General features: G+C 62.1%; 7 protein-coding genes. 2 read left to right on the forward strand and 5 right to left on the reverse strand.

Annotated features, from left to right (window positions below; all coding sequences use genetic code 11):
• Positions 1–25 precede the first annotated feature (25 nt).
• Positions 26–3238 carry a reductive dehalogenase gene (locus tag ACR0KM_RS16805; RefSeq protein WP_480860463.1) on the reverse strand — a complete coding sequence of 1071 codons (3213 nt, stop codon included), beginning with the start codon at positions 3236–3238 and terminating at the stop codon, positions 26–28.
• Between the two features lie 76 nt (positions 3239–3314).
• On the opposite strand from ACR0KM_RS16805, the gene ACR0KM_RS16810 reads away from it, so the two are divergent.
• Positions 3315–4217 carry a LysR family transcriptional regulator gene (locus ACR0KM_RS16810; RefSeq protein ID WP_480824816.1) on the forward strand — a complete coding sequence of 301 codons (903 nt, stop codon included), beginning with the start codon at positions 3315–3317 and terminating at the stop codon, positions 4215–4217.
• 21 nt (positions 4218–4238) lie between these two features.
• On the opposite strand, the gene ACR0KM_RS16815 is transcribed toward ACR0KM_RS16810, so the two are convergent.
• Genes ACR0KM_RS16815 through ACR0KM_RS16825 form a run of 3 tightly spaced genes read right to left on the reverse strand, consistent with a single transcriptional unit; the run spans position 4239 to position 8776 of the window.
• The gene (locus tag ACR0KM_RS16815) at positions 4239–5510 is read right to left on the reverse strand and encodes an NAD(P)/FAD-dependent oxidoreductase (protein ID WP_480860465.1); all 1272 of its coding nucleotides are present in this window, start codon (positions 5508–5510) and stop codon (positions 4239–4241) included.
• A 42-nt stretch (positions 5511–5552) separates the two neighbouring features.
• A complete protein-coding gene (locus tag ACR0KM_RS16820) occupies positions 5553–6587 on the reverse strand; it encodes an ACP S-malonyltransferase (RefSeq protein WP_480860468.1) in 1035 nt (344 codons plus the stop codon).
• Positions 6587–8776 carry a dehydrogenase E1 component subunit alpha/beta gene (locus tag ACR0KM_RS16825; protein ID WP_480860470.1) on the reverse strand — a complete coding sequence of 730 codons (2190 nt, stop codon included), beginning with the start codon at positions 8774–8776 and terminating at the stop codon, positions 6587–6589. The genes ACR0KM_RS16820 and ACR0KM_RS16825 overlap by 1 nt, the downstream gene beginning before the upstream one ends.
• A 172-nt stretch (positions 8777–8948) precedes the next feature.
• Here ACR0KM_RS16825 and ACR0KM_RS16830 point away from each other — a divergent pair, with 172 nt between their 5' ends.
• Positions 8949–9839 (forward strand): LysR substrate-binding domain-containing protein, encoded by an 891-nt coding sequence (locus ACR0KM_RS16830; RefSeq protein ID WP_480824822.1) that lies wholly within the window; start codon positions 8949–8951, stop codon positions 9837–9839.
• A gap of 1 nt (position 9840) precedes the next feature.
• Here the strand turns inward: ACR0KM_RS16830 and ACR0KM_RS16835 are convergent, their stop codons facing one another.
• Positions 9841–10593, reverse strand: coding sequence for a nuclear transport factor 2 family protein (locus tag ACR0KM_RS16835; protein WP_480860472.1), 753 nt, complete (start codon positions 10591–10593; stop codon positions 9841–9843).
• Positions 10594–10739 lie beyond the last annotated feature (146 nt).

A 10739-nucleotide genomic window follows, 5' to 3' on the forward strand; every position in this document is an offset into this window, starting at 1 on the left:
TCGAAATGTCGTTTTTGGTGATCGTTCACAGATCGATCTCGATCACCGCCTCCGGCTGGGCGGCACGGCTTTGACACAGGATGATCGCGCCCTCGCGCTGTTTGTTCGACAGGACAAAGTCGCGGTGCTCGACCTCTCCGGAAATCACGCCACATTTGCAGACGCCGCAGATACCGTCCGAGCACTTCACATCCACGTGAATGCCCGCCTCATTCAGCACTTGCGCCGCGTCCTTGTCGGCGGGCACAGGCAGATCGCGCCCCGATTTCGCCAGCCTCAGGGTGAAGGCATGATTCTCGTATTCCGGCTGTTCGGGGACCGAGAAATACTCCAGATGCCGCGCCTCTTCGGGAAAGCCCTGTGCCTCGGCCGCCTGCATCACGCCATCCATGAAACGGTCCGGGCCGCAGGTATAGACGTGCCAGCCGTCCTGATAGCCCGACAGGATCGCGTCCAGATCGGCGCGGGTGCCTTCGTCCGAGAAGTGGTAGTGAACGTGATCGGCCCAAGGCATTGCGGCCAGATCGACCAGATACCCGGCCCCGGCGCGGGTGCTGGCAGAATAGTGTAGTTGGAAGGGCTTGCCCAATGCGTGCAAGCGGTGGGCAAAGGCGATCATCGGCGTAATGCCGATGCCGCCGCCCATCAGGAAGGTCTTGGTCGCGGTCTCATCCAGCTCGAAATGGTTGATCGGTTTCGAGATGAAGACCTTGCGCCCCTCGTTGAAGATACGATGCAACAGCGCCGAACCGCCGCGCCCTTCATCCTCGCGCAGCACCCCGATCTGATAGGTGCTGCGGTCGGACGGATCGCCCGACATCGAATATTGCCGCAGGAATTCAGGCGACACCAAAACGTCCAGATGCGCGCCAGCGGTCCATTCTGGCAGCGGCGCGCCGTCTAAAGTGGTGAATTCGTATTTAGTGACATCAGCGGTCATCTTGTCGACCTTGGTCAGTTCCACCCGCATCACCGGCGCGTCGCCCGCGACCTGATAGCGGTGGACAACCGACCCGTCGCCCGACGCCTTGCGCGCCTTGTAGTCTGCGGCGGTGACCATCGCCTCATAGGCCGCAATCCCGGCTTCGCGGTCCATGTGAAACGGGTAAGGCCACGGGTGCGGCGCAAGCGGGGCGGGATAGACGGCCAGCGTTTGATCCTCGTATTTCAGATCAAGGTCGCGCTGCAGATCGCGCCGGTTGAGCGCATGTTTCGAGGGGCGATAGGCCCCGTCGGGGTCCAGTTCGATATCCCACCACCACTTCTTGACGTCATTGAGCCCGCCATTGCCCACGGCATCATCCAGCTTTGCCAAAGCCGGTGCGGCTTGGGGGATGTTCATCGCGGCCCAGCGGAAGGGGCGCTCCTTGAAGATACCTTCCAGATTCCACGGGCAGGTCTTCATGCAGCGCCCGCACATCGCGCCTCCGGGCGTGGTGATCCGGTAGGTGGCGCACTTATGACTGTCGGATTTCCAGATCTCATAGCCGTTGAACATCAGCTTCGGTCCAGCCGTGATCGCGCCCGAGGGACATTCGCGAGCGCATTTGTTGCAGGACTCGCAGAAGGTCTGAAGGCCGAAATCAATCGGCTTGTCATGCGCCATCGGCATGTCAGTCGTCACCACGCCGGATTTCAGGCGCGGGCCGAGGTAAGGGTTCAGGATCACCTCTCCGATCCGGCTGACCTCGCCCAAGCCGCTCAACAGCAACAGCGGAGGCTGCAGCACCTCGCCGTCCATCACCGTATGCGCCTTGGCCTTGTAGCCGAGGTTGCGGATCTGCTGCGCGATCACGCCGCCCAGCAGCGAGAACCGCAGGTAAGCGCGCATGGACTGCGCGACGCTGATCCAGTCATCGCCGCTGGCGCCCTCCATGGTCTCATAGCCCTGATCGATGATCATGCTGATGGCCTGATCATGGGGTGGTATGATCTCCTCTCCGGTGGCGTCGTGGGAATACCAACTCCAGTCCGGGCACCGGCTGAGGCCCACCGCATCGACCCCAAGGAAATAGGTCGCGGCCTTGATATTGGCGGCATTGCGTTTCGCATCAGTGGGCCGCTCGGCCTCGGCGCTGTCGCCATCCTGCAGCAGAACAAACGCGCCCAGCGCGCGGCGTTGGGCAAAGCTGGGGGCGGATTTGCGCACGTAATGCCCGCCCTTGGTCGCGTCCTGAAGCGACTTGCCCATGTCGCCGAACTGAGCCCGCGCGAACATATCCGCGCGCTTGGGCACGCGGGCGACGTTCTCCTCGTCGATATAGGTGGTCGGGCTCTCGACCCGCTTGAGGTTTTCAAACGGGTGCGCCCCGTCCACATAACGCCGTCTGGCATAGGCATCCCGATTAAGCGCGTTCTTGGCAAAGCCCGCGCCCAGCCACCATGCGGGGCCTTGTGTGCGGAACCACGGCTGGTCGGCCATTGGGCACAGGGGGCGATCATGGGCGATCTCCATCTCGGTGGTCACGGCGGCCAGACCGAAGCGCTTGCCCAGCCACGGCGCAATCACCTCACCCCCCTCAACCGAGGCCAGCCCCGCCGCAACCGCCAGCTTGCCCAGATCAACCTCGGACGACATCGCCGTATGCGCCCGCGCATCAAAGCCCAACAGGCGGATATAGTTGGCGATCACCACCGCATTCTCGGTGGCCAGCAGACAGGCGCGGTGGTCCTGCGCATCACCGATCCAATCGGCTCCGGGTTCGTTCGGATCAGGGTCGCGGTTATGTTCGTAGAGAAAGACAATCGCATGGCGGTGGCTGTCCATCGGGCGCGGCGCGGCCTCCATGCTTTCCTTCAGGTCCGCCATGATCACGTCGATACCCGAGGCCAGCGTCTTGGTCTGCCGCGTTTTCAGCGCATGGGCCAACCGGTCGATATCGGGGTTGCGCCGGGGTTCCGGCAACATTGCCTCGGGCGGCAAAGGTCCGCAGCCCATCATCGAGGCATCGTTGAAATAGCCAAACGCTTTCAGGTGGTTGGCCCGCTCGGCAGGATCGGCAGGAATTTCCGAGGCGATCGGGTTCACAAACCCGTCCCGGATCGCATCCATCATCGCCTGAAACTCGCCCATCGCATTAACGATGCTCTCGGGCTGATCTGGCCGTTGAAAACCAAGCGCGCGCATCGGCGTGACCTGCCCCAGATCGGGCATCCGATCCTGCCGCGCCAGTCGTTCCAGCGGGTATGGCCCCATATGAACGGGTCGGTTTTTGTCCGAGAAAAAGCGGATTCCCATCGCGTGCCCCCTGCTTGCTAAGGATCATCTAAAGCTGCATAGACACCAAATCCATTCATGAATAATCATAGATGATATGAGCAAGATTGATTTCACTGATCTCGACGGCAAGGTCCTGCGGGTGTTCCTGACGATACTCGACGAAAGCTCGGTTTCAAAAGCTGCCGACCGGCTGGGCGTAACGCAATCGGCGATTAGCCACACGCTGGCCAAACTGCGGCAGGTGCTGGGCGATCCGTTGTTCGTGCGATCCGGTCAGGGCCTGACCCCGACCGAGCGCGCGCTGTCACTGAAAGAGCCTGCGCAACGGGTGCTGGACGGGATGCGGGCGCTGACGCAGGGGCGGCCCTTTGATCCGTTATCCGAGCAGATCGACGTTCAGATCGCCACCAATGATATGCCGCGTGAGTTGATCTTTCCCGACCTGCTGCGCGACGCGCGGACCGAAGGGGTGCGTCTGCGGTTGGAATTCATCCCCTCGGGCGTGCCCGACCCGGACCTGCTGCGCAGCGACCGGTGTCAGCTGATGCTGACGCCGCTGCCACCAGACGGGCCGGATATCTTTCAGAAACGGCTGCTGAGCAGTCCGCTGATGGTGTTCTACGACGCCACGCACCGCGATCCACCGCAGGACTGGCAGGCCTATTGCAACAGCGACCATGTCGAGGTGCGCTTTGCCGATGGCCGCAACGCGCGCGCCGTGATGCGCGGCGTGGATCAAAGCCAGATCAGACCGCCCGTCGTCACCTTGCCGCATTTCAACGCCATCCCGCCCTTTGTGAAAGGCAGCGACCTGATCTCGACCGACACGGCACTGATGAAACGTGGTCCGCTGGCAGCGCTGGATTGCGCACCGCTGCCTTTCAACTGCGATCCGGTGTCGATCTACATGGTCTGGCACCAACGCTCGGCCAACGACCCGGCGCATCGCTGGTTGCGGGACCGGATCGAGTCCATCGCGGCGACGTTAAAGGACTGATCGTGGCCACAAAACCTAAGATCAGAAGCGCGCCTTGAACAGATGCGTAAGCGCCGAACCGGTTTCGAAGTACACTCGGCGCAGCCCAGTCCAGCGCTCGGTGTAATCTGCCACTGCGGGGACAGGCAACAAGGCGGGGTCTTTTTGCAAAAGGCTTTGTGCCGTCAGGCGACCAAATACAGTGCCTGGCCCAATGCCGCGACCCGAGTAGCCATGGACCGCAAGCGCGTTCGGCCCGATCCGGGTGATCTTGGGGATATGGTCCGACGTCATCGCAATGCGCCCGTGCCAGCCTTGCCGCAGGGCTTGATCGGCCAGTTGCGGATAAAGCTCGGCCAGTTTGCGTTTGGCCCAGGCGGTATGCGCGGCACCCCCTGCACCAGCCAGATCGCCCATCGCGCCGAGTATGAACCGCCCTTCGTGATCCATCCGGAACGAGGTCATGATCAGCCCTGTATCCCAGGCCCCCTCTCCCCCCTGCAGGATGCTGGCGCGCAGGTTGTCGGACAAAGGTGCCGTTGCGTATTGGAAGTAGTAAACCGGGACATAGGCCGGGGCCGAAGTCTGCAGGTTCCGGTGATAGGCATTGGTCGCCTGAAGCACCGATTTTGCCCGTACGCGCCACTGCCCGGTTGTCAGAATCCAGACATTGCCATCATGGCGCATGGACTGAACCGGGCTTTGCGTGAATACCTGCGCACCCGCCGCCTGTGCCGCACGCGCCAGACCACGCACGTAACCCAGTGGCTGAATCGTTCCTGCCCGAGGGTCAAACAACGCCCCAAAAAACGCCCCGCTCCCGGTGCGCTGTGCTGCCTGATCAGAAGAGAGCAGTTCGACCGGCGCGCCCGTCGCCCTCAATTGCGCGTATCGCGCCTGCAGATCGCGCCAGCCGCCCGCCGAATGCGCACAATGCAGGGTCCCGTTGCGTGTGGGATCGCACGCGATCTCATGTGCGTCGATCAGGTCGAATACGTCAGAGGGCGCTGCGGCCAGAAGCTCAATCAGTCGATTTCCTGCCTCTGGACCCAAATGCTTGCGTATCTCTTCGGGCGGCAACCAGAGGCCCGCATTGGCAAACCCCACATTGCGACCCGAGCCTCCGTGTCCGATCTCTGCCGCCTCAAGCACACAGGCCGACGCCCCCGCTTGCGCGGCTGTCAGGGCGGCTGAACAACCGGTATATCCGCCGCCAATGATCGCCAGATCGACCGTGATGTCGCGGGTCAAAGGCTGGCTTTGCAAATGTTCGCGGCAGGTTTCCAGCCAAAGGGACTGATCATGATTGTTCACGTCGGGCTCCTTGCGGTATCGCAGGTTCTTTAGAGCGCTGCGTCAGCCGGTTGCAAGCGGCCTTTGGTCATCGCGCCCCATGGCGATCACGACGGGCTGCGCCTCTTGTCGCGCCTGAAACGCGGCCTTGTCGTCCATGCCCCGCCAGTTGGACAGAACCAGCGACTGCGCAACTGCCCCGCTCAGTGTCGCACCGGGACCGGTGACGATCAGCAGATCAGGCGCAAACTCGCGCGCCGCAGTCTGGATTGCGCGGGTGAAATCATAAGGCTCGGTCACTTGATGACCCAAAGTATAGTCCCACAACGCCCGCGTATCCGTCGCCCCGGGCCACCAGATCTTGCCACGCCCATCAATCAAGGGGCGCTTGGGCTGGTCGAACAGGTCAGCGCCCAGCCGCGCCCGACCTTCGGCCGCGACCGGAGCCTGCAGGGCGGTGTGGAACGCGGCATGGTTGACCAGCCGCATGGGAAACCGCTCTTGAACTGTTGGCTGAGACCCTTCGAAGGCTTTAAGACCATCCTCATTGCCCGCAAGAACCAGCATGCCGCCCAGATCGATGGACAGGGCCAAAGTGTGACCCTCCACCCCGTTGATCCATGCCACCTCGTCCAGCAACTCGGCCTTGCGCGCCGGGTCGTTGGCCCAAGTGTCATCGGTGAAGGGGTAGACCAGTTGACCACCGATCAGATGGTCCTGCATCAGCGTGCCCATTGTGTTCACCACGCGGAATCCGTTCTCGGGCGACAACGCGCCCCCGGCGGCCATTGCGATATACCAGCCCATCGAGTTCCCGGTGACAGCGACCACCTCGATGTCACTCGCCAGGGCCTGCGCATCGGCCAGGGATGCGGCGTAGATCAGGGGCGAGGCCACATCTCCGCGCGAATACTTACTGACTGTGAAACGGCTTGCACTATCCAGAGCGGTGACCGCCTCTTGCCCGGCCTCGGCGCGGATGGCGTCGAAACTGTGGAACATCTGCATCTTATCGGCGTGGTGACGGTGCAGATAGCCCAGTTCAGGCTTGTTATAGGTGCCCCGGCCCGGGCAGATCACAACGGCGGTGCGGGTCATCAGGCGCCTCCGGTCAGTTTGAGCGCGGCGGCTACAATGCCGTCTTTCGATGGCAGCGGCGCGGCATAGGCCGGGCCGGTTGCGATGAAACAATCCTCGGCCACCACGCGGGCGGTCGGGGTGGCGGGACTTTCTTCGTCGAAGAAAGTCATCAGCGCCTCGGACTGACTGCCGGTGCGGCGGCATTCGTCGACAATCAAAACATGTGCGCATGTCTTGGTGGCCGCGCGCAGGGCCTCGACCGGCATCGGGGCCAGCCAGCGCAGGTCGATGATCCGTGTCTTCAGGCCTGCCGCCTGTAACTCGGGCAGGGCCTGTTGCGACAGGTAATGACCATTGCCATAGGTCACGATGGCCAGATCGGTGCCGTCCCCATGCACGCCCACCTCGCCCAACGTAATGCGCTGATCCGGTGAGGGATAGGTGGTCATCCAGCCCGCATCCTGCGGCGTGTGCAGATCGCGCATCGGATAAAGCGCGATGGGTTCCAGAAACACGACGACCCGCTGCTCCTCACGCGCCAGCCGCACGCATTCGCGCAACATCTGCGCCGCATCGGCCCCAGTTGACGGGCAGGCGATGATAACGCCGGGAATATCCCGCAGAACGGCCAGAGAATTGTCGTTGTGGAAATGCCCGCCAAAGCCCTTTTGATATCCAAGCCCCGCAATCCGCAGCACCATCGGGTTGGTGAACTGGCCGTTCGAGAAGAAGGGCAAGGTCGCTGCCTCACCCCTTATCTGATCCTCGGCATTGTGCAGATAGGCGAGGAACTGGATCTCGGGGATCGGAATGAAGCCGTTATGACCCATGCCGATGGCAAGACCCAGAATGGACTGCTCGTCCAGCAAGGTGTCGATCACCCGGTCCGGGCCAAAGCGCTGCTGAAGCTTCTGCGTCACGCCATAGACGCCGCCCTTGCGGCCCACGTCTTCGCCCATGCAGACGATCTCGCCATGTTCCAGCATCAGATCGGTCAGCGCCCAGTTGATCAGGCGGCTCATGGGCTGTGGTTCGTCCATCGCACGCATATCGCCGCCAAAGGCTTTGGCCCGCGCCTCGGCGCTGGGTCCGTTGGTCGGGCGGCAAGCGCGTTTGGGCGGGATCAGGCTGGCCATCACCTCGGTCGCATTGGCCAGATGAGGACGCGAGGCCGCCTCAACCGCCACACGGTCGGTCCGCGCACAGGTCTCTTCGTAGATTTTCAGCGCCTGATCCGGAGCCAGCGCTCCGGCCTGATCCAGCAGGCGCACGGAATGCAGAAGGGGATCGTTGGCCTCGTCCGCCTCGACTTCGGATTTCGGCAGATAGGTCGTGGGCACATCCGCCCCGGCATGGCCATAAAGGCGCACGGTTTTCAGGTGCAGGAAGGCCGGTTTGCGGCGCGTGCGGACGTAATCGGCAGCCTGCTGCGCCACGGCAAACGTCTCATAGATATCCAGACCGTTGGCCTGAAAGTATTTGATCCCGGGCCGATGCTCCATCGAGGCCTGAATCCACCCCTTGGGCGTCTTGACCGAAATCCCGATCCCGTTGTCTTCGCAGACAAACAGCAGCGGCAGCGGCGTCGACTGCACGCTGGTCCAACCCGCCGTGTTGATCGCCCCCTGCGCGGTCGAATGGTTGGCCGAGGCATCGCCAAAGGAACACATCGCGATCCCGTCCTCGGGCAATTCGCGATGCTCCGGATCATGCCGCCGCGCGGCACCCAGACTATAGGCCGCGCCCACCGCCTTGGGCAGATGGCTGGCAATGGTCGAGGTTTGCGGCGGGATGGTCAGCGCTTTTGATCCCAAAACCTTGTGCCGCCCGCCCGAGGTCGGATCCTCGGAAGAACAGGCAAAACTCAGCAGCATGTCCCAGGCGATCTGCTGGCCCGGCACCTGTTCGGCGCGGGCGATCTGAAACGCGGCATCGCGGTAATGCAGAAACGCGATATCCGTCGGGCGCAGCGCGTGGGCGACAGCCGCCATGCCTTCATGCCCCGAGGAGCCAATCGTATAGAACCCCTGCCCCGCCTTCTGCATGGCGCGGCTGGTCCTGTCCAAGGCCCGGCTCAGCACCTGCGAGCGAAACAACGATACGGCATCTGTATCGCTCAGCCCGGGGCGCGGAGGCGCACCGTCGGGCAAGTCGCGGCGCGCTACGCGGGTCAGGAAGTTCTCATGTACGATCTGGGCGCGGTCCATGGGTCTTGCCTTGTTTGGTCAGTGTCATCGGCCAATGACGGATTTGTCACGTGCCCCGCCATGGATTTCAAGGTCGCCAGAGGCACGGACAAAAAGGCCGTCTTGCACTCATGTCGCTGGTCGCTTGGAAAAACCAGTGCTATTGCATGTAAAAGGTATGAGGATTTGTTATATGATTGCGCCACGCCGGTTCCTGCCCTCGATCTCATCCTTACTGGCGCTTGAAGCGGTGGACAGGCTCGGCAGCGCCTCGGCTGCGGCGGAGGAATTGTCTTTGACGCAAAGCGCAATCAGCCGCCAGCTGAAAACCATGGAGGATCAGCTCGGCGTACAGCTGATCGAGCGCAGCCAGATGCGGTTGCACCTGACGCCTGCGGCCAAAGACTATGTGCAAATCGCAAGATCTGCCGTGCAGGATCTGGCGCAGGCAGCGCTGAAGCTAAAAGCGAACCCGGCAGGCGGATCGCTTGATCTGTCAATCCTGCCTGCCTTCGGCATGCACTGGCTGGCCCCCCGGCTGCAGGATTTCGCGCGCCGCCACCCCGAGGTCACGGTCAATCTGGGCACCCGGCTGAAACCGTTCGATTTTGGCGCTGAACCCTTCGACGCCGCCATTCATTTCGGCCAGAAAGATTGGGCAGGAGTTCACTACCTGCCGATCATGCGGGAAGAGGTTCTGCCGGTTTGCGCCCCGGCGCTGAAAGAGACCGCGCATGAGACGCTGGACGCCCTGCGCAGCACCCCACTGTTGCATCTGGAATCGCGCCCCGACGCGTGGGAAAGGTGGTTTTACATGCAAGGCCAAGCGGTCTCAGGCCTGCGCGGAATGCTGTTCGATCAGTTCTCGACCATGATACAGGCGACCATCCACGGGATGGGCGTGGGTCTGCTGCCCTCATATCTGGTGCGCGATGATCTGGAGGCAGGGCGTTTGGTGCCCGCCTGGCAGGGGCCGCCCGTCAGTCTGGGTGACTATTATCTGGTCTGGCCCACCGACCGCGCCATGCCCGAGCCGCTGAAATCCTTTCAGGACTGGCTGCAGGACCAGTTGGCATCAGGATAGGTCAAAACTTGCCATTGTCGTTTTTCCAATCCTCGCGCGGGGCGATGGTCTCGACCGTGTCCCAATGCTCGACGATCTTGCCATCCGCGACGCGAAACAGATCATAGAATGCGCTGTGCTTGCCTTGAAACGCGCCTTCGCAGACGGTTAAGACAAAATCACCCTCGGCCAGCACACGATGCAGGCGCTGGTAGTTCACCGTATTGGCATCGGACAATTCAGCACGCAGGGCACTGACGTCATCGGACAGGTGCGGGTTATGCTCGACATAGGTCTCCGCATCAATGCAGGCCGCGATCTCATCCAGATCACCCGCTATCAGAGCCGTTTCGACAAAGGCGCGGACAAATGCCCGGTTCTGTTCCGTCAGTGCGGGATCACCTGCATCCGTCACCCCATCAACCATGCTGTGGCCCGAGGCATTGGGGCCTTGGCGTGGCTGAATATTGTCCCAATGCTCCACCGCCTGCCCGTCCTCAAACCGGAACACCTCGAACCCGATATTGCGGCGCGAGAAATCATACTCGGTATGGGCAAAGACAAAGGCCCCGTCTTCGAACGCACGAACGATATTCACGCGCGGAGAGGTCTCGGACAGGCGTTTGAACAGCGCCGCCAAGCCTTCGCTGCCTTCATGGGTCTGCGGGTTATGCTGGATATACTGCGCCTCGTTTACCACCGAGACAGGGCCGGGATCACCAGATTCAATGCTTTTGAGCAGCGCGCATATACGGGATTTGTTTGACGCAGCCATGAGCGGGCTCTTTCTCATCAGACCAGTTGCAACGATCATGGCAGGTGGGCGGCAGATCAGCAAATCCGGAAAAGATAGAAAGCGGCGCGGCCTTCGGCCTTGCGTCCTGCGGACGGCAGGGGGGCCGGGCAGGCGCGGGCTGCGCC

The sequence above is a fragment of the Ruegeria sp. G10 genome, assembly GCF_056533645.1.